Annotated in this window: 20 protein-coding genes and 1 tRNA gene; 17 read left to right on the top strand and 4 right to left on the bottom strand. The window is 72.5% G+C overall.

Features of this window, described 5'->3' with window-relative positions:
* Nucleotides 1-81: 81 nt before the first annotated feature.
* Nucleotides 82-166, bottom strand: a tRNA-Leu gene (locus OG286_RS08375).
* A gap of 336 nt (nt 167-502) precedes the next feature.
* Between OG286_RS08375 and OG286_RS08370 the strand changes: the two genes are divergently transcribed.
* Nucleotides 503-988, top strand: coding sequence for an ATP-binding protein (locus OG286_RS08370; protein WP_396320157.1), 486 nt, complete (start codon nt 503-505; stop codon nt 986-988).
* 109 nt (nt 989-1,097) lie between these two features.
* Here the strand turns inward: OG286_RS08370 and idi are convergent, their stop codons facing one another.
* Nucleotides 1,098-1,757 carry an isopentenyl-diphosphate Delta-isomerase gene (gene idi / locus OG286_RS08365; protein WP_396320072.1) on the bottom strand — a complete coding sequence of 220 codons (660 nt, stop codon included), beginning with the start codon at nt 1,755-1,757 and terminating at the stop codon, nt 1,098-1,100.
* A gap of 473 nt (nt 1,758-2,230) precedes the next feature.
* Here idi and OG286_RS08360 point away from each other — a divergent pair, with 473 nt between their 5' ends.
* The 15 genes from OG286_RS08360 to OG286_RS08290 all read left to right on the top strand — a co-directional run bounded on the left by OG286_RS08360 (nt 2,231) and on the right by OG286_RS08290 (nt 19,960).
* Nucleotides 2,231-2,986, top strand: a complete 756-nt coding sequence (locus OG286_RS08360; RefSeq protein ID WP_396320073.1) for a sugar phosphate nucleotidyltransferase — start codon at nt 2,231-2,233, stop codon at nt 2,984-2,986.
* Nucleotides 2,974-4,035 (top strand): iron-containing alcohol dehydrogenase family protein, encoded by a 1,062-nt coding sequence (locus OG286_RS08355; RefSeq protein WP_405364948.1) that lies wholly within the window; start codon nt 2,974-2,976, stop codon nt 4,033-4,035. Before OG286_RS08360 ends, OG286_RS08355 begins: the two co-directional genes overlap by 13 nt.
* A 91-nt stretch (nt 4,036-4,126) precedes the next feature.
* Complete coding sequence (locus tag OG286_RS08350) at nt 4,127-4,861, top strand: CDP-alcohol phosphatidyltransferase family protein (RefSeq protein WP_396320158.1); 735 nt, start codon at nt 4,127-4,129, stop codon at nt 4,859-4,861.
* Nucleotides 4,858-5,760, top strand: coding sequence for a glycosyltransferase family 2 protein (locus OG286_RS08345; RefSeq protein WP_396320075.1), 903 nt, complete (start codon nt 4,858-4,860; stop codon nt 5,758-5,760). Before OG286_RS08350 ends, OG286_RS08345 begins: the two co-directional genes overlap by 4 nt.
* Before the next feature lie 189 nt (nt 5,761-5,949).
* Entirely contained in the window at nt 5,950-6,891 is a 942-nt protein-coding gene (locus OG286_RS08340) for an ABC transporter permease (protein WP_396320076.1), read from the top strand.
* Nucleotides 6,884-7,693, top strand: coding sequence for an ABC transporter ATP-binding protein (locus OG286_RS08335; protein ID WP_396320077.1), 810 nt, complete (start codon nt 6,884-6,886; stop codon nt 7,691-7,693). The genes OG286_RS08340 and OG286_RS08335 overlap by 8 nt, the downstream gene beginning before the upstream one ends.
* Nucleotides 7,694-8,056: 363 nt before the next feature.
* A complete protein-coding gene (gene hpnC, locus OG286_RS08330) occupies nt 8,057-9,010 on the top strand; it encodes a squalene synthase HpnC (RefSeq protein ID WP_396320078.1) in 954 nt (317 codons plus the stop codon).
* Between the two features lie 41 nt (nt 9,011-9,051).
* Nucleotides 9,052-9,909: a presqualene diphosphate synthase HpnD gene (hpnD, locus tag OG286_RS08325; protein WP_396320159.1), complete on the top strand. Its 858-nt coding sequence runs from the start codon at nt 9,052-9,054 to the stop codon at nt 9,907-9,909.
* Nucleotides 9,910-10,051: 142 nt separating this feature from the next.
* A complete protein-coding gene (hpnE, locus tag OG286_RS08320) occupies nt 10,052-11,485 on the top strand; it encodes a hydroxysqualene dehydroxylase HpnE (protein WP_396320079.1) in 1,434 nt (477 codons plus the stop codon).
* Between the two features lie 125 nt (nt 11,486-11,610).
* Nucleotides 11,611-12,708 (top strand): polyprenyl synthetase family protein, encoded by a 1,098-nt coding sequence (locus tag OG286_RS08315; protein ID WP_396320080.1) that lies wholly within the window; start codon nt 11,611-11,613, stop codon nt 12,706-12,708.
* A 7-nt stretch (nt 12,709-12,715) separates the two neighbouring features.
* Nucleotides 12,716-14,809: a squalene--hopene cyclase gene (shc, locus tag OG286_RS08310; RefSeq protein ID WP_405362503.1), complete on the top strand. Its 2,094-nt coding sequence runs from the start codon at nt 12,716-12,718 to the stop codon at nt 14,807-14,809.
* Complete coding sequence (locus OG286_RS08305) at nt 14,806-15,498, top strand: 1-hydroxy-2-methyl-2-butenyl 4-diphosphate reductase (RefSeq protein ID WP_396320082.1); 693 nt, start codon at nt 14,806-14,808, stop codon at nt 15,496-15,498. Before shc ends, OG286_RS08305 begins: the two co-directional genes overlap by 4 nt.
* Nucleotides 15,499-15,500: 2 nt before the next feature.
* Nucleotides 15,501-16,526, top strand: a complete 1,026-nt coding sequence (gene hpnH, locus OG286_RS08300; protein ID WP_396320083.1) for an adenosyl-hopene transferase HpnH — start codon at nt 15,501-15,503, stop codon at nt 16,524-16,526.
* Between the two features lie 91 nt (nt 16,527-16,617).
* The gene (dxs, locus tag OG286_RS08295; RefSeq protein WP_396320084.1) at nt 16,618-18,528 is read left to right on the top strand and encodes a 1-deoxy-D-xylulose-5-phosphate synthase; all 1,911 of its coding nucleotides are present in this window, start codon (nt 16,618-16,620) and stop codon (nt 18,526-18,528) included.
* Complete coding sequence (locus OG286_RS08290) at nt 18,518-19,960, top strand: aspartate aminotransferase family protein (protein ID WP_396320085.1); 1,443 nt, start codon at nt 18,518-18,520, stop codon at nt 19,958-19,960. Before dxs ends, OG286_RS08290 begins: the two co-directional genes overlap by 11 nt.
* A 64-nt stretch (nt 19,961-20,024) precedes the next feature.
* On the opposite strand, the gene OG286_RS08285 is transcribed toward OG286_RS08290, so the two are convergent.
* Complete coding sequence (locus OG286_RS08285) at nt 20,025-20,297, bottom strand: DUF6343 family protein (RefSeq protein WP_396320086.1); 273 nt, start codon at nt 20,295-20,297, stop codon at nt 20,025-20,027.
* A gap of 101 nt (nt 20,298-20,398) precedes the next feature.
* Between OG286_RS08285 and OG286_RS08280 the strand changes: the two genes are divergently transcribed.
* Nucleotides 20,399-20,587: an I78 family peptidase inhibitor gene (locus tag OG286_RS08280; protein WP_396320087.1), complete on the top strand. Its 189-nt coding sequence runs from the start codon at nt 20,399-20,401 to the stop codon at nt 20,585-20,587.
* Nucleotides 20,588-20,893: 306 nt separating this feature from the next.
* On the opposite strand, the gene fabG is transcribed toward OG286_RS08280, so the two are convergent.
* A complete protein-coding gene (fabG, locus tag OG286_RS08275; RefSeq protein ID WP_396320088.1) occupies nt 20,894-21,661 on the bottom strand; it encodes a 3-oxoacyl-ACP reductase FabG in 768 nt (255 codons plus the stop codon).
* Nucleotides 21,662-21,733 lie beyond the last annotated feature (72 nt).

The following is a 21,733-nucleotide window of genomic DNA, read 5'->3' as shown; positions in this document are numbered from 1 at the left end:
GACGGGGCCGGGGAGGCCTGGGCGGCCGGAAAAGAGAAATTCCCCGTGGGAACTCTTTCGAGTTCCCACGGGGAATCGCGGTGTCCGAGGGGGGACTTGAACCCCCACGCCCGATAAAGGGCACTAGCACCTCAAGCTAGCGCGTCTGCCATTCCGCCACCCGGACGGGGTGTGTGCTTCGGGGGCTTTTCTCTCGCCCCCTCGGCGACAGAGAGAACATTACCAGGCTTCCGGAGTGCTTCTCACCTGCGTTTCCCCGGCGGGGACCGCCGGGGTGGCAGGGATGGATCGCGAAGGTGAGCGAATCGGTGGTTCGAGGGCGAGAAGCGGTCGGGTTGCGACCGGCTGACGGTCGGAACCGGTCGCGGGTGATCCGACACGGCCAAGTTGTCGACGGTGCCACGGAGCCGGGGGCGGCTCTCCTAGCCTCTGTGGACCGAGGGCGCCATGAGCGGAACGCCTGATTCCCGGGGTCGCGGACGAAGGGCGGCTGGACGTGGAGCTGGAGCAGATCAGCGGGGCGGCAGAGGCCGAGCCGAGACGGGTGGCGGCCGGGCCGGCCGAGGGGGTGTGGCAGTTCGCGGTACCGGCCGCGGAGGCCTCGGTGCCCCTGACCCGGCACGCGGTGCGGGACCGGCTGCTCGCCCAGGGCATGGCCGGGGTGCGCTACCAGGAGCTGGTGGACGACGTGCTGCTGATCGTCTCCGAGCTGGTGAGCAACGCCGTGACGCACGCCGCCGAGCTGTCCCCGGAGGTGACCACCGAGCTGGCGGTCCGCGGCGGCTGGGTGCGGGTGTCGGTCGAGGACGGCGACCCGTACCGGCCGAAGGCGCTCGAGACGGACACCGGGCGGACCGGCGGGCGCGGGCTGCTGCTGGTGAAGAGCGTGACGCTGCAGGCCGGCGGGGTCTGCGATGTGGAGCGGACGGGGGAGGGCGGCAAGGTCATCTGGGCCTCACTGCCCATCCCCCGCGAGGACATGGAGTAACGCGCAGGGCGTGGAGTGACGTCGGGGAGAGGAGACGGCCGGCTGCCGGTCCCGCCCGTCCCGGCGACGGCCCTGGCCTCCACTCCCGGTCCCGGCCCCCGCTCCGCCTTTACCAGTCCCGGCCGGCGATCTCGCGGATGCCGGGCAGTGCCGCCTCGAAGACCGTCTGGAACCAGACCGAGAACGGCCGCTCGGCCTGCAGTTCCCGCAGCTCCTGCGCGGTGACGAAGGCGATGTCGTCGACCTCCTCCGGGTCCGGCTGCACCGGCGCGGTGACCAGGCCGACGAACAGGTGGTTCCACTCCCGCTCGATCAGGCCGGAGGCCTCGTCCGGCAGGTCGTACCGGACGGTGCCGGCCTCGCAGAGCAGCGCCGGCGCGACGCCCAGCTCCTCCGCGGTTCGCCGGGCGGCCGCCACGAACGGCGGCTCGTCCGGATACGGGTGGCCGCAGCAGGTGTTCGACCAGACACCGGGGGAGTGGTACTTGCCCAGGGCGCGGCGCTGGAGCAGCAGCCGGCCCTGCCGGTCGAAGAGGAACACCGAGAACGCCCGGTGCAGCCGGCCCGGCTGCTGGTGGGCCCAGAGCTTCTCGGCGGTGCCGATCGTGACGCCCTCGTCGTCGACGAGCTCCAGCAGGATCCCGGTCCCCTCGGACGCCCCGGCCTCGGGGGTGGACGTCACGTCGGCCGTCACGTCGGTCTCCACGTCGAGACCGGTGTCGATCTCGGAGGTGAAGTGCGTCGGGTTGGTCGGCAGACTCTGGGGCATGAGGCCTCTTTCGGGGGCAATGGGAGCACCGGTGGCGTCGTGCCCCAGTCTGCCGTACGGGTGGCGGTCCGCAGGGGTCCCACACACAACCGGGCGGATCATGACCGATCCCGGCACATTCCTGGTGTCGGAATGGGCGCCGGATTAGCAGATCCGTTCGGGATTCGTTCGGCGCGCGTTCGATCCGGCGGCATACGTACGGAGAACCGACACTTCGGCGCCACCTCTCCTTCACGACCGTCCCCGACCGCCGTGCTCACCGCCCCCCCTGGGCCCGGACGCCGCCCCCGGCCGCGTTCGGGCCGGTCGCCGCGGTCGCCTACCATCACATACGACACGGTGCCCGCATTCTCACCGGCATCGGCGTGCCATCCGACGGCCCGCGGCAGCGCACCGCCCACGGAGCGGCACGGCCCGACGGACCGGCACGGCCCGACGGATCAGCACAGCACGACGGATCAGGAGACCCCCGCATGATCGGCCTCGTTCTGGCAGCCGGCGCCGGCCGCCGGCTGCGCCCGTACACCGACACCCTGCCGAAGGCGCTGGTGCCGGTCGACGGGGAGCGGACCGTCCTGGACCTCACCCTCGGCAACTTCGCCGAGGTCGGCCTGCGCGAGGCGGCGATCGTCGTCGGCTACCGCAAGGAGGCGGTGTACGACCGCAAGGCGGCGCTGGAGCAGAAGTACGGCGTCAAGCTCACCCTGGTCGAGAACGACAAGGCCGAGGAGTGGAACAACGCCTACTCCCTCTGGTGCGCCCGCGAGCTCTTCGCCGAGGGCCTGCTGCTCGCCAACGGCGACACCGTCCACCCCGCCTCGGTCCAGCGCACCATGCTGGAGGGCAACGCCCGGCTGGCCGCCGAGGGCCGTGAGCCCGGCATCCTGCTCGCCCTCGACACGGTGAAGAAGCTCGCCGACGAGGAGATGAAGGTCGTCGTCGACCCGGCCGCCGGCATGCGGCGCATCACCAAGCTGATGGACCCGGCCGAGGCCACCGGCGAGTACATCGGCGTCACCGTGATCAACCCCGCCGCCGCCGCCGACCTCACCGACGCGCTGCGCGCCACCTACGAGCGTGACCCGCAGCTGTACTACGAGGACGGCTACCAGGAGATGGTCGAGCGCGGCCTGCGGATCGACGTGCAGCCGATCGGCGAGGTCTCGTGGGTCGAGGTCGACAACCACGAGGACCTGGCGAAGGCGCGGGAGATCGCGTGCCAGTACTGACCCGGCTGGTGCCGTCGCCGGTCTTCGTCGAGATCCGCTCGGGCGCGCTGGACGCGCTCGGCGGCATCCTCGCCGACCAGCGGCTCTCCGCCTCGGGCCGGATCGCGGTGGCGATCAGCAACGGCTCGGGGGCGGTGCTGCGCGAGCGGCTGGAGCCGGCCCTGCCCGGCGCCGACTGGTACAACGTGGACGACGGCAGCCTGGACAGCGCGGTCCGGCTGGCCGAGGCGATGCGCGGCGGGCACTACGACGCCATCGTCGGCCTCGGCGGCGGCAAGATCATCGACGCCGCCAAGTACGCCGCCGCCCGGGTCGGCCTGCCGCTGGTCGCGGTCGCGACCAACCTCGCCCACGACGGCATCTGCTCACCCGTCTCCACCCTCGACAACGACGCCGGCCGGGGCTCCTACGGGGTGCCCAGCCCGATCGGCATCGTGGTCGACCTGGACGTGATCCGGCAGGCCCCGCCGCGGTTCGTGGCGGCCGGCATCGGCGACGTCATCTCCAACATCTCGGCCTGCGCCGACTGGGAGCTCTCGCACGCCGAGACGGGCGAGCCGGTGGACGGACTGGCCGTCGCGATGGCCCGTTCGGCGGGCGAGAACCTGCTGCGGCACCCAGGAAACCTTCGGGATCAGGACCTCCTCACGGCGCTCGCTGAAGCCCTGGTACTGTCCGGCATCGCGATGAACATCGCGGGCAGCACCCGGCCCTCCTCGGGCGCCTGCCACGAGATCTCGCATGCCCTGGACGTGCTGTATCCCAAGCGGTCCGCCCAGCACGGAGAGCAGGTCGGCCTCGGGGCCGCCTTCGCCAGCTTCCTGCGGGGCGAGCGCGAGCTGACCGGCCTGATCGTGGAGCGCCTGGCGCGCCACGGACTGCCGGTGACCGCAGCTCAGATCGGCTTCACCGAGGCGGAGTTCACCGAAGCGGTGCACTACGCTCCGAACACCCGCCCGGGCCGCTTCACCATCCTTGAACACCTCGACCTCTCCCCTTCCGCAATCAGGGACGCGTACGCCGACTATGTCCAAGCCGTCAACAGCTGACCCTTCCACGAAGGGCTCCTCCCCGGCCCCGGTGGACCTGACCCGCCGCCCCTCGATCGAGGAACTGCGCGCGGTGATCCACCCGGAGGGCATGCTCCAGCGCCGCAGCGCCGAGCACTGGGCCGGCCGCCTCTACATGCGGAAGATCTCGCTGCGGATCACCCGCGTGCTCTCCACCGTGACGGCGATCACGCCCAACGGCCTGACCTACCTGATGATGTTCACCGGCATCCTGGCCGGTGTCGCCCTGGTCGTTCCCGGCCTCGCCGGTGCGGTCCTCGGCGCCCTGCTCATCCAGGTCTACCTGCTGCTGGACTGCGTGGACGGCGAGGTGGCCCGCTGGCGCCGGCAGACCTCGCTCACCGGCGTCTACCTGGACCGGGTCGGCCATTACATGTCCGAGGCGGCCCTGCTGACCGGCCTCGGGCTGCGCGCCACCGACCTGCTCCACCGCGGCGGCGGCTCCCACTGGGAGTGGGCCTTCCTCGGCACGCTGGCCGCGCTCGGCGCCATCCTGATCAAGTCCGAGACCGACCTGGTCGACGTGGCCCGCGCCCGCAGCGGCATGACGGCGGTCGAGGACAGCGCCTCGGTGCCGCGCTCGGCCGGCATCGCCAAGGCCCGCCGGGCGGCGTCCCTGCTGAAGTTCCACCGGCTGGTCGGCGCGGTCGAGGCCTCGCTGTTCATCCTCGCCGCCGGCGTCGCGGACGCGGTGCACGGCGGGCTGTTCTTCACCCGCCTCGCGGTGGTCGTGCTGGCCGCGATCGCCACGCTGCAGACCGTGCTGCACCTGCTGAGCATCGTCCTCTCCAGCAGGCTGCGATGAGCGCCGTGGGCACGACCACCGACACCTTCCGGCTCGGCGCGGTCATCATCACGATGGGCAACCGCCCGGACGAGCTGAACGCCCTGATCGAGTCGGTCCGCGCCCAGGAGGGCCCCGCGGTCGAGCTGGCCGTGGTCGCCAACGGCGCCCCGCTGCCGCCGCTCCCGGCGGACGTGCGCGCCGTCGAGCTGCCGGAGAACCTCGGCATCCCGGGCGGCCGCAACGTCGGCATCGAGCTGTTCGGCAAGAACGGCCGGGACGTCGACGCCGTCCTCTTCCTGGACGACGACGGCCGACTGCCGGGCACCGACTCCGCCCGGCTGCTGCGCGAGGCCTTCACCGCAGACCCGGAGCTCGGCATCGTCAGCTTCCGGATCGCCGACCCGGACACCGGCGTCACCCAGCGCCGGCACGTGCCCCGGCTGCGCGCCAGCGACCCGCTGCGCTCCTCCCGGGTGACCACCTTCCTGGGCGGCGCCAGCGCCGTGCGCTGCGCGGTGTTCGAGCAGGCCGGCCAGCTGCCCGCCGAGTTCTTCTACGCGCACGAGGAGACCGACCTCGCCTGGCGCGCGCTGGACGCCGGCTGGGCCATCGACTACCGGGCGGACGTGGTCCTGCACCACCCGACCACCTCGCCGGCCCGGCACGCCTCGTACTTCCACAACGTGGCCCGCAACAGGGTGTGGCTCGCCCGACGGAACCTTCCGGCCCTGTTCGTGCCTCTCTACCTGGGAACCTGGTTCCTGCTCACCCTGGCCCGCCGCCCCTCCCCGGAGGCGCTGAAGGCCTGGTGGGGCGGATTCCGGGCGGGCTGGCGCGAATCCTGCGGTACGCGGCGGCCCATGCGATGGCGTACCGTTTGGCAACTGACCAGGCTGGGCCGGCCACCGGTCATCTGATCGTATGGTTGGGCGGCTGTGCGGTGATTTGAACCGTACGGTTCAGACGTCGTACGGTCGTCCGATCGCAGCGGCCGGTGACCACACACCGGCCGGACTCCCCCGTGATCCGAGTGGATCCCCCTCGGCGCAAGGCCGGCGGACCCCCGCCGACCGGCCCGCCCCGACGATCCCGCGCGAAGGACGAATGTGTCGACAGTGAGTGAACCCGTCAGCCTCTCGGCCCCGAGGGGGGCAGACGCGGGCCTGACCCCCAAGCAGCTTGCGGACAAGTACGGTCTGGCGGTGAGTGGCAGACGGCCCGGCCTCGTCGCCTACACCAAGCAGCTCTGGGCCCGGCGGCACTTCATCTGGGCGTTCGCCACCGCCCGCCTGGTGGCCCAGTACACCGACGCCAAGCTCGGCCAGCTCTGGCAGGTCGTGACCCCGCTGCTCAACTGCGCGGTGTTCTACCTGGTCTTCGGCGTGATCCTGCAGAGCAAGGACAACTTCCCGGCCGGCACGTACACCGCCTGGCTCTGCATCGGCGTCTTCGTCTTCCAGTTCACCCAGAACGCGGTGCAGTCCGGCACCCGGGCGATCTCCGACAACCTCGGGCTGATCCGAGCGCTGCACTTCCCCCGCGCCTCGCTGCCGATCGCCTTCACGGTGATCCAGCTCCAGCAGCTGCTGATCTCGATGGTGGTGCTGGTCGGCGTCGTGCTGGCGAGCGGGATCGCGCCGGGCCGGACTTGGCTGGCGGTGGTCCCGGCCCTGCTCCTGCAGTCGATGTTCAACACCGGCGTGGCGCTGGTCATGGCGCGGATCGGCTCCAAGACCAGCGACATCTCCCAGCTGATCCCGTTCGCGATGCGGGCCTGGATGTTCCTCTCCGGCGTGATGTTCAGCATCCAGGACAAGATCAACGGCTGGCCGCCGTTCTGGCAGAAGGTGATGCAGCTCAACCCGGCCTCGGTCTACATGGACCTGGTCCGGCACGCTTTCGCCCCGGTCATCTACAACAAGCACCAGGCGCAGTACCAGGAGCTGCCGCCGCACCAGTGGGTGTACGGGATCGGCTGGGCGGTCGGGATGTTCGTGATCGGATACGTCTTCTTCTGGAAGGCCGAGGAGGAGTACGGCCGTGGCTGACACCGACCTGGGAAAGGGCCAGACCGTGCAGGACACCGAGGTGGCCCGCGAGCCCACCGTCGTCGTCGACGACGTGCACATCGTCTACCGGGTGCACGGCGCGGGCTCCGGCAAGGGCAGCGCCACCTCCGCCATCAGCCGCATCATCAGCCGTAAGCGCTCCGCGGGCGTGCGCGAGGTGCACGCCGTGCGCGGGATCAGCTTCACCGCCTACAAGGGCGAGGCGATCGGCCTGATCGGCTCCAACGGCTCCGGCAAGTCGACCATGCTGGCCGCCATCGCCGGCCTGCTTCCGACCGAGAAGGGCGGCATCTACACCAACGGCCAGCCCTCGCTGCTGGGCGTCAACGCGGCGCTGATGAACGAGCTGACCGGCGAGCGCAACGTGGTGCTCGGCTGCCTGGCGATGGGGATGACGCCCGCCCAGGTGCGGGAGCGCTACAACGACATCGTCGAGTTCTCGGGCATCAACGACAAGGGCGACTTCATCTCGCTGCCGATGCGCACCTACTCCTCCGGCATGGGTGCCCGCCTGCGGTTCTCCATCGCGGCGGCCAAGACCCACGACGTGCTGCTGATCGACGAGGCGCTGGCCACCGGCGACCAGGCGTTCCAGCAGCGCAGCAAGAAGCGGATCGACGAGCTGCGTGGGTCCGCCGGCACCGTCTTCCTGGTCAGCCACGACAACAACTCGATCCGCGAGGTCTGCGAGCGGACCATCTGGATCGAGGCCGGCGAGCTGGTGATGGACGGCCCGACCGAGGAGGTCGTGGGCCGTTACGAGCGCGGCGAGCGCCCGTAGCGCCTGCCTGGCCCGAACGGAGGGCCGGTGACCGGGTCAGCCCGGCCGCCGGCCCTCCGTCGTGCGTGCGCCCCCGTGCCCGCACGCCCGGCCGGTCGCGCGCCCCTCGCGCGCCCCGGGGGGTACCCCGGGTGGCCCGCCGCTGCGCGGGTGAGCGGCCCGCGCGCCGGGTGGGGCGGTCTTTCCCGGCGAGGTCGGTGGTGTCAGGCTGTAAGTCACGGGGGTGGTGTGTCGGACGGGACTCCCGGTATCGGACGCGTGTCCGACTCGGGCCGGTCGTGCGGAGCGGTGTAGAACGGGGGAGTGACAGCAGTGTCGGCTTCGGCCCAGCCCAGTAGTGAGCCAGCGGACCGTTCAGCGGGGGTGACGCTGGACAAGGCGAGCGCGGAGAACTTCCCGGTCGCCCCGTTCTTCCTGCCCGCCGCCTGGCGCGACGACCTGATGGCGGTCTACGGCTTCGCCCGTCTGGTGGACGACGCCGGCGACGGCGACCTGGCCGACCCGGCCGGCGCCGCCCGTCTGCTCGGGATCGCCGAGCGGCCCCCTGGCGGGGCTCCGGCGACGACCCCGGCCACCCCTTCGGCCCAGAGCGGCCCGCCCGGTCCTGCGGAGGTGGCGTTCCGCCTCGCGCTGCTCGACGGGCTGGAGCAGGACCTCGACCGGGTGTTCGTGGCAGCGCTGCACCCCGGGACCGCCGAGGGCCCCCGCCACCCGCTGCTGCGCGCCCTCGTCCCGCTGGTGGACCGGCACGGGCTGACCCCGGAGCCGTTCCGCCGGCTGATCGAGGCCAACCGGGTGGACCAGACCACTGCCCGCTACGCCACCTACCAGGACCTGCTCGGCTACTGCACGCTCTCCGCCGACCCGGTGGGCCGCCTGGTGCTGGCGATCGCCGGCGTCTCCACCCCGGAGCGGATCGAGCTGTCCGACGCCGTCTGCAGCGCCCTCCAGGTGGTCGAACACCTCCAGGACGTCGCCGAGGACCTCGCCTGCGGCCGGATCTACCTCCCGGCCGAGGACCTGGCCCGCTTCGGCGTCACCGAGGAGGAGCTCGCCGCCCCGACCGCGAGCGGCGCCGTCCGTGAGCTGGTCGCCTTCGAGGTCGCCCGGGCCCGCACCCTGCTCGACCGCGGCGCGCCATTGGTAGGTACGGTTCGGGGGAGGCTTCGACTGCTCCTGGCGGGATTCACCGCCGGCGGGTACGCGGCCCTGGCAGCCATCGAGGACGCCGGGTACGACGTGCTCGCCCAGCAGGCGAAGCCCGACAAGCGCCGCCTCGCAGCGAAGGCGGCGGCCATCTTCGCGAAGGGAAGGTGAACGCCCGAGTGGCGGCATCACCACTGGCGTCGGCGCAGGTCATGGCGGCGTACCGGTACTGCGAGGCAGTCACCGGACTGCAGGCCCGCAACTTCAGCTACGGCATCCGCCTGCTGCCGGAGCCGAAGCGGCTGGCCATGTCGGCCCTGTACGCCCTGGCCCGCCGGGTCGACGACATCGGCGACGGGGACCTCCCCGCCGACCGCAAGGCCGAGGCGCTCCTGCGCACCCGCGAGCTGCTGGACGAGGTCCGCGCCGGCGCGGTCGCCGAGGACGACACCGACCCGATCAAGATCGCCCTGGCGGACGCCGCCCGGCGCTTCCCGATCCCGCTCGGCGGCTTCGACGAGCTCATCGACGGCGTCGAGATGGACCTCAAGGGCGCCGAGTACCAGACGTACGAGGAGCTGCAGGTCTACTGCCGCTGCGTCGCGGGCGCGATCGGCCGGCTCTCGCTCGGCGTGTACGGCTGCGACGACCCGGAGCGCGGCGCGCACTACGCCGACACCCTGGGCCTGGCCCTGCAGCTCACCAACATCCTGCGCGACCTGCGCGAGGACGCTCTGAACGGCCGCACCTACCTGCCCTCCGAGGACCTCGTCCGGTTCGGCTGCGAGCAGGGCTTCGCGCTGCCCAAGCCGCCGGTCGGCGCGGACTTCACCGGCCTGGTGGCGTTCGAGGCCGCCCGGGCCCAGGCCGCCTTCGAGGAGGGCCTGCGGCTGCTGCCGATGCTCGACCGCCGCAGCCGGGCCTGCACTGCGGCGATGGCCGGCATCTACCACCGGCTGCTCGGCCGGATCGCCGCCGACCCGGAGTCGGTCCTGCGCGGCCGGGTCTCGCTTCCGGGCTGGGAGAAGGCGTACGTCGCGCTTTCCGGGCTCGCCGGGGGGCGTTCTTGATTCTCACCGCAGTTCTGTCACGCTGTGTCAGCGGGGAATCACTGCTGGGTGGTCCTGTGCTGTCCACCGTGACGGGCACGAAGTCGACCACGAGCGCTCCGGGCGGGACAGGGCCGGGCGCAGGACACGAGGGGGAGGGCCGATGACCGGGCGAGCCGATGCCGCGCGCCCGGCCGCTGTCGTGGTCGGCGGCGGCCTGGCGGGCATCACCGCCGCCCTGCGGCTGGCCGAGGCGGACCACCGGGTCACCCTGGTCGAGGGGCGACCCCGGCTGGGCGGGCTGGCCTTCTCGTTCCAGCGCGGCGAGCTGACCGTCGACAACGGCCAGCACGTCTACCTGCGCTGCTGCACCGCCTACCGCGGCCTGATCGAGCGGCTCGGCGCGGCCCGGCTGGTGCACCTCCAGGACCGGCTCGACGTCCCGGTGCTCGGTGTCTCCGGGCCCGCCGGGGCGTCGGTGCGCACGCTGGGCCGGCTCCGCCGGGCCGGCCTGCCCGTCCCGCTGCACCTGGCCGGCAGCCTGGCCCGCTACCCGCACCTGGGCCCGGCCGACCGGGCCCGGGTGGTCCGCGGCGCGCTGGCCCTCCAGGGCCTCGACCTCGCCGATCCCGCGCTGGACGCCGTCTCCTTCGGCGACTGGCTGCGCGGCAACGGGCAGAACGCGCGGACCATCGCCGCGCTCTGGGACCTGGTCGGTGTCGCCACCCTGAACGCCCGGGCCGACCAGGTGTCCCTGGCCCTGGCCGCGATGGTCTTCAAGACCGGCCTGCTCTCCGACCCGGGCGCCTCCGACATCGGCATGGCCGCCGTCCCGCTCGGCACGATCCACCACGACCGGGCGCTCGCCGAGCTGGAGCGCGCCGGCGTGAAGGTGCTGCTGCGCGCCCGCGCGGCCGAGCTCAAGCCCGCCGCCCCGCAGCACGCCGTCCGGCTGGAGGGCGGCGAGCTGCTCACCGCCGACACCGTGGTGCTGGCCGGTGCCCAGGACACCGCGGCCGCCCTGCTGCCGCCGGACGCCGTCGACGGGCAGCAGCGGCTCGCCGGCTTCGGCACCGCGCCGATCCTCAACGTCCACGTGATCTACGACCGCAAGGTGCTGCGCCGCCCCTTCTTCGCCGCGCTCGGCTCCCCGGTGCAGTGGGTGTTCGACCGCACCGCGCACTCCGGCCTGGCCGGCACCGAAGCGGGGCGGGCCCACCCCGGCGCCCAGTACCTGGCGCTCTCGCAGTCCGCCGTGCAGGACGAGATCGACCTGCCCGTCGCCGAGCTGCGCCGCCGCTACCTGCCGGAGCTGGCCCGGCTGCTCCCCGCCGCCGGCGGGGCCGAGGTGCTGGACTTCTTCGTCACCAGGGAACGCACCGCCACCTTCGACCCGGCCCCGGGCACCGCTGCCCTGCGCCCGTCCGCCCGGACGAAGGTCCCCGGCCTGCTGCTGGCGGGCGCGTGGACGGCCACCGGCTGGCCCGCGACCATGGAAGGTGCCGTCCGCAGCGGCCACGCCGCGGCCGACGCCGCGCTCGCCGGCGCCGGCACCCGCCTTCCGGTGGACCGCGCCGACGGGAGGTGGCCCAGGTGACGCAGGGCCCCGCCGCCGGTGACCCCGCGAGAGCCGCCGGCCCCGCCGCCCGTACCGGTCTCATCGACATCGCCAGCGCCCGGCCGTCCCGTGCGGCCCGGCACCACCAGGGAGAGGGAACGCACGTGGAGTCACGCACCGGCACTGCCGTCGGAGGCACGGCGCACGCCGAACCGGTCTCGGTGCCGGAGCTGCTCGCCCGCAGCCGCACGCTCTGCACCCCACCGCTGAAGGCCGCCGTCGCCCGTCTGGCCGCACCGATGGACACCGTCGCGGCCTACCACTTCGGCTGGATCGACCGGGACGGCACACCGTCCGCGGGGGACGGCGGCAAAGCCGTCCGCCCGGCCCTGGCGCTGCTCTCCGCCCAGGCCGTCGGCGCCCCGGCCGAGGCCGGAGTGCCCGGCGGGGTGGCTGTTGAACTGGTGCACAACTTCTCCCTGCTCCATGATGATCTGATGGACGGTGACGAGACCAGACGGCACCGGGCCACCGCCTGGACGGTCTTCGGTCCGGCCCAGGCGATCCTGGTCGGCGACGCCCTGGCGACACTCGGTACGGAGGTGCTGCTCGACGCCGGCACTGCCGGTGCCGTCGGCGGGGCGAGCGCCACCGACGCCGCACGCGCCGTCCGGCTGCTCACCACCGCCACCCGCGGGCTCATCGACGGCCAGGCCATGGACGTCGCCTTCGAACAACGCGACAGCGTCACCGTCGCCGAATGCCTGGAGATGGAGGGCGGCAAGACCGCCGCCCTGCTCGCCGCAGCCTCCGCCATCGGCGCCGTTCTGGCCGGCGCCGACGACCGCGTCTCGGACGCCCTCCAGCGCTACGGCCACCACCTGGGCCTGGCCTTCCAGGCCGTGGACGACCTGCTCGGCATCTGGGGCGCCACCGAGGTCACCGGCAAGCCGCACTGGGGCGACCTGCGCCAGCGCAAGAAGTCCCTGCCGGTCGCCGCCGCCCTCGCCGAGGGCGGCGCCGCCTCCCGCCGGCTCGCCGGAGAGCTCGCCGACCCGAAGGGCCGCGGCGAGGAGAGCGAGCCCGAGCTGGCCGCCCGCGCCGCCCTGATCGAGGAGGCCGGCGGCCGCGCCTGGACCCAGGAGGAGGCCCGCCGCCAGCACACGACTGCCCTCGCCGCCCTGGACGAGGTGCCCATGCCCGACGCGGTGCGCGAGCACTTCGTCGCGCTCGCCGAATTCGTGGTGGTACGAGAGAGGTGACGTTACGTTGACAGCAACCGCGGACGGCCGGCTCGACCCTGAGTACGATTCCGAGCCGGTCGCGGTGGGCGACCGCCCCCCGGCGCTGCTGAGCGCCGGGCGGTGGCAGCCCGCAGGGGCCGAGCCGGCCGGACCGGCCGACCGCCCCGACCAGCAGCAACACGGGCCGGCCTCGGCCGAGGAGGCGCTGGCCCGCGCCACCACCCACCTGCTCTCACTGCAGAGCTCCGAAGGCTGGTGGAAGGGCGACCTCGAAACCAACGTCACCATGGACGCCGAGGACTTACTGCTCCGACAGTTCCTCGGGATCCGGACGGAGGACCAGACCAAGGCCACCGCCGAGTGGATCCGCTCCCAGCAGCGGGAGGACGGAACCTGGTCCACCTTCCACGGCGGACCGGCCGAGCTCTCCACCACCGTCGAGGCGTACGTCGCCCTCAAGCTGGCCGGCGACGACCCGAACGCCCCCCACATGCTCGCCGCCGCCCGCTACGTGCGGTCCGCCGGCGGCATCGCGGCCGCCCGGGTCTTCACCCGGATCTGGCTCGCCCTCTTCGGCTGGTGGCCCTGGGAGCGGCTGCCGGAGATGCCGCCCGAGATCATCTTCGTGCCCAGGTGGCTCCCGCTGAACATCTACGCCTTCGGCTGCTGGGCCCGGCAGACCATCGTTCCGCTGACCATCGTCTCGGCCCACCGCCCGGTCCGCCCCGCGCCCTTCCCGCTCACCGAGCTGCACACCGACCCCGAGCACCCCTTCCCCGAGCGCCCGCTCGCCCCCGCCACCACCTGGGACGGCCTGTTCGAACGCCTGGACAAGGTGCTGCACGCCTACCACCACCGGGCGCTGCGCCCGCTGCGCCGGCTCGCCCTCTCCCAGGCCTGCCGCTGGATCGTCGAACGGCAGGAGGCGGACGGCTGCTGGGGCGGCATCCAGCCGCCCGCGGTCTACTCGCTGATCGCCCTGCACCTGGAGGGCTACGAGCTCGACCACCCGGTCATGCAGGCCGGGCTCTCCTCCTTCGACCGCTTCACCGTGCACACCGAGGACGGCCGCCGCTGGCTGGAGGCCTGCCAGTCCCCGGTCTGGGACACCTGCCTGGCCACCATCGCCCTCGCCGACGCCGGCGTGCCGGCCGACCACCCCGCACTGGTCTCCGCCGTCGACTGGATGCTCGCCGAGGAGATCACCCGGCGCGGCGACTGGTCCGTCCAGCGGCCCTCGCTGGCCCCCGGCGGCTGGGCCTTCGAGTTCGAGAACGACACCTACCCCGACATCGACGACACCGCCGAGGTGGTGCTCGCGCTGCGCCGGGTCGCCCACCCCGACCCCGCCAAGGTGACCGGAGCCGTCGACCGGGGCGTCGGCTGGAACCTCGGTATGCAGTCCAAGAACGGCGCCTGGGGCGCGTTCGATGTCGACAACACCAGCACCCTGCCGAACAAGCTGCCGTTCTGCGACTTCGGCGAGGTGGTCGACCCGCCGTCCGCCGACGTCACCGCCCATGTGGTGGAGATGCTCGCCGAGGTCGGCAAGGGCAAGGACCCGCGCACCCGCCGGGGCGTGGAGTGGCTGCTGCGCAACCAGGAGGCCGACGGATCCTGGTTCGGCCGCTGGGGCACCAACTACATCTACGGCACCGGCTCGGTGCTGCCCGCCCTGGTCGCCGCCGGCGTCCCGGACGAGCACCCGGCGATCCGCCGCGCCGTCCGCTGGCTGGAGGACCGGCAGAACACCGACGGCGGCTGGGGCGAGGACATGCGGTCCTACGAGGACCCGGCCCGCTGGGCCGGGCGCGGTGACTCCACGGCCTCGCAGACCGCCTGGGCGCTGATGGCGCTGCTCGCGGCCGGCGAGGGCCCGGACGGCCGGGCCAACCCGGCGGTCGAGGGCGGCGTCGACTGGCTGGTCCGCACGCAGCTGCCCGAGGGCACCTGGGACGAGCCGCAGTTCACGGGGACGGGCTTCCCGTGGGACTTCTCCATCAACTACCACCTGTACCGGCTGGTCTTCCCGGTCACCGCGCTCGGCCGGTACCTGCACGGAAGCCCCGCCACCGGCCGGGACGCGACCGGCACCCCGGCGATCGGGGCGTCCCGGTGAACCGTGCTCCCCTGCTGGTGCTCTGCGCGCTCGGCCCCGAGGTCTGGGCCCTGCGCGGAGGGGACTGGCACGGCGCGGCCGGGGGCCCACCGGTGCTGGTGCGCACCGGCGTGGGCCGCCGGCGGGCCTCGCACGCCGTCCGACGGCTGCTCACCTCGGCCCCCGGCGGCTACGGCGCCGTCGTGGTGGCCGGCTTCGGCGCGGCCGTCGCACCGGGAATGGCGCCCGGTGACGTCATCGTCGCGAACGGGGTGCGCGATGCCGAGGGGAACCTCTTCGCCGTCGACTCCGGCCCGGAACTCACCCGGGCCCTCAAGGTGCTCGGCCTGACAGCCCACAACGGCGTGCACCACACCGCCGACCACGTGGTGCGCGGCCTGGAGCGGCGCGCCCTGCACCTGCAGGGCGCGCTCGCCGTCGACATGGAGGCCGCCGCCGTCCTCGCCGCCCTCCAGGAGCTCCGTCCGGCCCTGCCCGCGGCCGTGCTGCGGGTGGTGGTCGACACCCCCGAGCACGAACTGCTGCGCCCGGGCACCCTGCCGGCCGGCGTCCGGGCCTGGCGGACGCTGCGGGCCACCGTGCCCGCCCTGGTCGACTGGCACGAAACGAACCAGCCGGTCCGGCCTCGCCCGGCGCCCGGCACCAGCAACCACCCCACATCCTCGACGCTCCCTCAGGAGGCGAGCTAGCCATGGCCATGCCGCTGCGCCAGACCGTGCGAGTCGGCACCTACCTCATGCAGCAGAAGCTCAAGCGGCGGGAGAAGTTCCCGCTGATCGTCGAACTGGAACCGCTCTTCGCCTGCAACCTGGCCTGTGAGGGGTGCGGCAAGATCCAGCACCCGGCGGGCGTGCTGAAGCAGCGGATGCCGGTGGCCCAGGCGGTCGGCGCGGTGCTGGAGTCGGGTGCCCCGATGGTCTCGATCGCCGGCGGCGAGCCGCTGATGCACCCGCAGATCGACGAGATCGTGCGCCAGCTGGTCGAGCGCCGCAAGTACGTCTTCCTCTGCACCAACGCGCTGCTGCTGCGCAAGAAGCTGGACAAGTTCAAGCCCTCGCCGTACTTCACCTTCACCGTGCACATCGACGGGCTGCGCGAGCGGCACGACGCCTCGGTGGCCAAGGAGGGCACCTTCGACGAGGCCGTCGAGGCGATCAAGGAAGCCAAGCGGCGGGGCTTCCGGGTCACCACCAACAGCACCTTCTTCAACACCGACACCCCGCAGACCATCATCGACGTGCTCGACTACCTCAACGACGACCTCAAGGTCGACGAGATGATGATCTCCCCGGCATTCGCCTACGAGAAGGCCCCCGACCAGGAGCACTTCCTCGGCGTCGAGCAGACCAGGGAGCTCTTCCGCAAGACCTTCGCCGGCGGCAACCGGCGGCGCTGGCGGCTCAACCACAGCCCGCTCTTCCTGGACTTCCTGGAGGGCAAGGTCGACTTCGAGTGCACCGCCTGGGGCATCCCCAACTACTCGCTCTTCGGCTGGCAGCGCCCCTGCTACCTGATGGCCGACGGGTACGTGCCCACCTACCGCGAACTGATCGAGAAGACCGACTGGTCGAAGTACGGCCGCGGCAAGGACGCCCGCTGCGCCAACTGCATGGCGCACTGCGGCTACGAGCCGACCGCCGTCCTCGCCACCATGGGCTCGCTCAAGGAGTCCCTGCGCGCCGTCACCGAGACCATCGGCGCCAACCGCGGTCACTGACCGCACCCCGTCCGGCACGGGAACAGCCTCCCGTGCCGGACGACCCCGCCCAGGGGGGCCGCCACACAGCTCCGAGTCCTGAGGTGAACACATGTCACTGCTCTCCAGCGTCAAGTCCCCGGCCGACCTGCGGAAGATGCCGGCCGCCGACCTCCCGCTCCTCGCCGACGAGATCCGCGACTTCCTGATCGACGCCGTCACCAGGACCGGCGGCCATCTCGGCCCGAACCTCGGCGTGGTGGAGCTGACCATCGCCCTGCACCGGGTCTTCGACTCGCCCTACGACCGGATCGTCTGGGACACCGGCCACCAGAGCTACGTCCACAAACTGCTCACCGGCCGCCAGGACTTCTCCGGACTCCGCAGCAAGGGCGGGCTCTCCGGTTATCCCTCGCGCGCCGAGTCCGAACACGACCTCGTCGAGAACTCGCACGCCTCCACCGCCCTCTCGTACGCCGACGGGCTCGCCAAGGCGGCCCAGCTGCTCGGCCAGCCCGACCGGCAGACCGTCGCGGTGATCGGCGACGGCGCGCTCACCGGCGGGCTCGCGTGGGAGGCGCTCAACAACATCGCCGAGGCGCGGGACCGGCCGCTGGTCATCGTCGTCAACGACAACGAGCGCTCCTACGCCAGGACCATCGGCGGCCTCGCCAACCACCTCGCCACGCTGCGCACCACCCAGGGTTACGAGCGCTTCCTCGCCCTCGGCAAGGGCGCGCTCCAGCGCACCCCGCTGGTCGGGCAACCGATCTTCGACGCGCTGCACGGCGCCAAGAAGGGGTTCAAGGACGCCTTCGCCCCGCAGGGCATGTTCGAGGACCTCGGGCTCAAGTACCTCGGGCCGATCGACGGTCACGACCTCGCCGCCGTGGAGCAGGCACTGCGCCAGGCGCGCGGCTTCGGCGGGCCGGTGATCGTGCACTGCCTGACCGTCAAGGGCCGCGGCTACCAGCCGGCCGAGCAGGACGAGGCGGACCGGTTCCACGCCGTGGGCCCGATCGACCCGTACACCTGCCTGCCGATCTCGCCCAGCGGCGGGGTCTCCTGGACATCCGTCTTCGGCGACGAGATGCTCGCGCTCGGCGCGGAGCGGCCGGACGTCGTCGCGATCACCGCCGCGATGCTCCAGCCGGTGGGCCTGGCCAAGTTCGCCAAGGCGTACCCCGAGCGGATCTTCGACGTCGGGATCGCCGAGCAGCACGCCGTGACCAGCGCGGCCGGGCTGGCCACCGGCGGGCTGCACCCGGTGGTGGCCGTGTACGCCACCTTCCTCAACCGGGCCTTCGACCAGGTGCTGATGGACGTCGCCCTGCACCGGCTCGGCGTCACCTTCGTGCTGGACCGCTCCGGGGTGACCGGGCCGGACGGTGCCTCGCACAACGGCATGTGGGACATGTCGATCCTCCAGGTCGTCCCCGGCCTGCGGCTGGCCGCACCGCGCGACGCCGACCAGCTGCGCGCGCAGCTGCGCGAGGCGGTGGACGTGGCGGACGCGCCGACCGTGGTCCGCTTCCCGAAGGCCGACATCGGGCCGGCCGTCCCCGCCGTCGAACGGATCGGCGGCGTGGACGTGCTGCTGCGGACCGGGGAGCTGCCGGAGATCCTGCTGGTCGCCGTCGGCACCACCGCGGCCGCCGGGCTGGACGCGGCCCGGCTGCTGCTCGCCGAGGGGTTCACCGCGACCGTCGTCGACCCGCGCTGGGTCAAGCCGGTCGACCCGGCGCTGCCCGTGCTGGCCGCCGCACACCGGCTGGTCGTCACGGTCGAGGACAACGGCCGGACCGGCGGCGTCGGCGCCGCGATCGCCCAGGCGCTGCGGGACGCCGAGGTGGACGTCCCGGTCCGGGTGCTCGGCCTGCCGCAGGAGTTCCTCGGGCACGCCGCCCGTGGCGAGATCCTGGAGGAGACCGGCCTGACCGGCACCGGGGTCGCCGCCCAGACCGCCGCCTTCGCCAAGAACCTGCTACCGACCCGAGGAGCGAACCAGCGCCATGCCGGCTGACCCCGACGCACCCGAAGCACGTACCGAAGCCAGCACCGGGGCTCGTTCCGGGGCCCACTTCGACCTGGCCGCCCTGATCGCCGAACGCGGCGCGGAGCGCTACGAGTTGCACAGCCGCTACCTCAACCCGCAGCTGCCGCGGATGCTGCACACCATCGGCTTCGACAAGTACTACGAGCGGGCCCGGGGCCCGTACTTCTACGACGCCGAGGGCAATGAGTACCTCGACATGCTGGCCGGCTTCGGCATCTTCGCGCTGGGGCGCCACCACCCGGTGGTGCGGTCGGCCGTCCAGCAGGTGATGGACCTCGACCTGCCCGACCTCGTCCGCTTCGACTGCTCGCCGCTGCCCGGCCTGCTCGCCGAGCGGCTGCTCTCCTACACGCCCGGGCTGGACCGGGTCTTCTTCGGCAACAGCGGTACCGAGGCGGTCGAGACGGCCCTCAAGTTCGCCCGCTACGCCACCGGTCGCCGCCGGATCCTCTACGCGGACCACGCGTTCCACGGGCTGACCACCGGCTCGCTCTCGGTCAACGGCGAGAGCGGCTTCCGCAAGGGCTTCGACCCGTTGCTGCCGGACACCGCCATCCCGCTCGGCGATCTCGTGGCGCTGGCCAAGGAGTTGAAGAAGGGGGACGTCGCGGCGCTGATCGTGGAGCCGATCCAGGGCAAGGGCGTGCAGGCGCCGCCGCCCGGCTGGCTGCGCGCCGCGCAGGAGCTGCTGCACGAGCACAAGGCGCTGCTGATCTGCGACGAGGTGCAGACCGGGATCGGCCGGACCGGCGAGTTCTTCGCCTACCAGCACGAGGAGGGCGTGCTGCCCGACCTGGTCTGCGCGGCCAAGGCTCTCTCCGGCGGCTACGTGCCGGTCGGGGCGACGCTCGGCAAGAGCTGGATCTTCGAGAAGGTGTACTCCTCGATGGACCGGGTGCTGGTGCACTCGGCCAGCTTCGGCTCCAACGCCCAGGCGATGGCGGCCGGACTGGCGACCCTGGAGGTGATGCGGGACGAGAAGGTGGTGGAGAACGCCCGCCGGGTCGGTGACCTCTTCCGGGACCGGCTGGCCGCGCTGGTCGACAAGTACGAGCTGCTGGCCGAGGTCCGCGGCCGCGGGCTGATGATCGGCATCGAGTTCGGCCGCCCGAAGTCGCTCAAGCTGCGGACCGGCTGGACGGCGCTCCAGGCGGCGCGGAAGGGCCTGTTCGCCCAGATGGTGGTCGTCCCGCTGCTCCAGCGGCACCGGATTCTCACCCAGGTTTCCGGCGACCACCTGGAGGTGATCAAGCTGATCCCGCCGCTGATCATCACCGAGCGGGACGTCGACCGGTTCGTCGACGCCTTCACGGACGTGATGGACGACGCGCACCGGGGGAGCGGCCTGATGTGGGACTTCGGGCGGACGCTGGTGAAGCAGGCGGTCGGCAACCGCTGAGCCGCCGTGGCGGCGGAGTGGGAGGCCGGCCCGGCCGGCTTCCCACTCCGTGGGAGATACCGCCTCAGAGCTCGGTCCGGCGGCGCCGGATGACGACGACGAGATCGACGACGGCAAACACGGTGAGGATCCCGCAGGCCACCGCGAAGCCGGTGAGGGTCCCCCGGCTGGGGGCACCGACGACGGGGGCGTTCGCGGCCCAGACCGCGAAGGCCACGGTGGTGAGGGCGAACAACGGCGTGAAGGTCAGGGCGAGCAGATAGCGCAGCTTGAGATCGCTGCGGGCGGTGGCGGGCTCGGTGCCGCTCCGCCACCGGCGCGGGGTGGTGGCGCGCATGCCCGGTCACCTCCTCCTGAAGTCCGGCTTCCGCCGCGGTTCACGTGGCCTTCCGGTCTACGATTCCAGCGTACGTCCGGGGCACGAGACGGGGAGGGGCCATGACGGAGACGGACGCGGAGGGCTACGCGGGGCTGCGGGTGGAGCGGGCCGAGGAACTGGCCCGCCGGCACGGCTGGGCGTCGGTCCGGGTGCTGCTCCCGGGGGCGATGATGACCATGGACCACCGGGAGGGGCGGCTCAACCTCGCGGTGCGCGACGGGGTCGTGGAACGGAGCTGGGAGGGGTAGCGGCCGTGGCGGCCTGGCGCGGGCGCTCGCGGCGGGCCGTCAGGCCCTCCGGCAATTCGCTCGGCGCTTGCGGGCCGGTCGCCGTAATCCAGCAGGTCGGCGGCGTTCTCCGGGGAATTCGGAATTCTCCGAGAATGCGTCGATGCGGCTGGAATCCGCGCGCTCGGGGGCGGTTTTCCGATATTCTCCCGTCGAATGTCAGTACAGTGTTGGGGAATCTTTTCCCAAGGGCGGGCAAAGCGAACGGAGTGGGAGACCGGCCGGGCCGGTTCCCACTCCGTGGTAACCCTGTGTAGGTTCGGTGCCTCAGTCGAGCGGGCCGCCGGCCACGTAGATGACCTGGCCGGAGACGAAGCCGGCGCCCTCGCTCGCCAGGAACGAGATGGTGTGCGCGACGTCTTCGGGCAGGCCGACCCGCTGGACCGGGATCTGAGTGGCGGCGGCGTTCTTGAAGTCCTCGAAGTCCATGCCGACCCGCGCGGCGGTGGCGGCGGTCATGTCGGTGGCGATGAAGCCGGGGGCGACCGCGTTGGCGGTGATGCCGAACTTGCCCAGCTCGATGGCCAGGGTCTTGGTGAAGCCCTGGAGACCGGCCTTGGCCGCCGAGTAGTTGGCCTGGCCGCGGTTGCCCTGGGCGGAGGACGAGGACAGGTTGACGATCCGGCCGAAGCCGGCGTCCACCATGTGCTTCTGGATCGCGCGGGTCATCAGGAAGGCGCCGCGCAGGTGGACGTTCATGACCGTGTCCCAGTCGGACTCGGACATCTTGAAGAGCAGGTTGTCGCGCAGCACGCCGGCGTTGTTGACCAGGACGACCGGGGCGCCGAGTTCGGCGGCGATCCGGTCGACCGCGGCCTGTACCTGGGCGGCGTCCGAGACGTCCGCGCCGACCGCGACGGCCCGCCCGCCGGCCGCGGTGATCCGGTCGACGGTGTCCTTGCCGGCCGCCTCGTCCAGATCGAGGACGGCGACGGCGTAGCCGTCGGCCGCCAGGCGCTCGGCGGTGGCGGCGCCCAGTCCGCGTGCGGCGCCGGTCACGACGGCGACCCTGGGGGCGGTGGTCTGCTCGGTCATGCTCGCTCTCGTCTCTCTCGGATGTCTCTGAGGTCTGGCTCGGAGCCTCGTCCGGCGGTCCCGCGGGCGGCC

It is taken from the genome of Kitasatospora sp. NBC_00039 (assembly GCF_045160625.1).
GTDB lineage: Bacteria > Actinomycetota > Actinomycetes > Streptomycetales > Streptomycetaceae > Kitasatospora.
This window is presented reverse-complemented; position numbering and strand designations above follow the sequence as displayed.

What these genes read in the sequence shown, in the direction of transcription:
- idi (WP_396320072.1), bottom strand. Translation starts at nt 1,757, where the DNA reads ATGCCCCAGAGTCTGCCGACCAACCCGACGCACTTCACCTCCGAGATC.
- OG286_RS08360 (WP_396320073.1), top strand. Translation starts at nt 2,231, where the DNA reads ATGATCGGCCTCGTTCTGGCAGCCGGCGCCGGCCGCCGGCTGCGCCCG.
- OG286_RS08350 (WP_396320158.1), top strand. Translation starts at nt 4,127, where the DNA reads ATGCTCCAGCGCCGCAGCGCCGAGCACTGGGCCGGCCGCCTCTACATG.
- OG286_RS08345 (WP_396320075.1), top strand. Translation starts at nt 4,858, where the DNA reads ATGAGCGCCGTGGGCACGACCACCGACACCTTCCGGCTCGGCGCGGTC.
- hpnD (WP_396320159.1), top strand. Translation starts at nt 9,052, where the DNA reads ATGGCGGCGTACCGGTACTGCGAGGCAGTCACCGGACTGCAGGCCCGC.
- hpnE (WP_396320079.1), top strand. Translation starts at nt 10,052, where the DNA reads ATGACCGGGCGAGCCGATGCCGCGCGCCCGGCCGCTGTCGTGGTCGGC.
- hpnH (WP_396320083.1), top strand. Translation starts at nt 15,501, where the DNA reads ATGGCCATGCCGCTGCGCCAGACCGTGCGAGTCGGCACCTACCTCATG.
- dxs (WP_396320084.1), top strand. Translation starts at nt 16,618, where the DNA reads ATGTCACTGCTCTCCAGCGTCAAGTCCCCGGCCGACCTGCGGAAGATG.
- OG286_RS08290 (WP_396320085.1), top strand. Translation starts at nt 18,518, where the DNA reads ATGCCGGCTGACCCCGACGCACCCGAAGCACGTACCGAAGCCAGCACC.
- OG286_RS08285 (WP_396320086.1), bottom strand. Translation starts at nt 20,297, where the DNA reads ATGCGCGCCACCACCCCGCGCCGGTGGCGGAGCGGCACCGAGCCCGCC.
- OG286_RS08280 (WP_396320087.1), top strand. Translation starts at nt 20,399, where the DNA reads ATGACGGAGACGGACGCGGAGGGCTACGCGGGGCTGCGGGTGGAGCGG.
- fabG (WP_396320088.1), bottom strand. Translation starts at nt 21,661, where the DNA reads ATGACCGAGCAGACCACCGCCCCCAGGGTCGCCGTCGTGACCGGCGCC.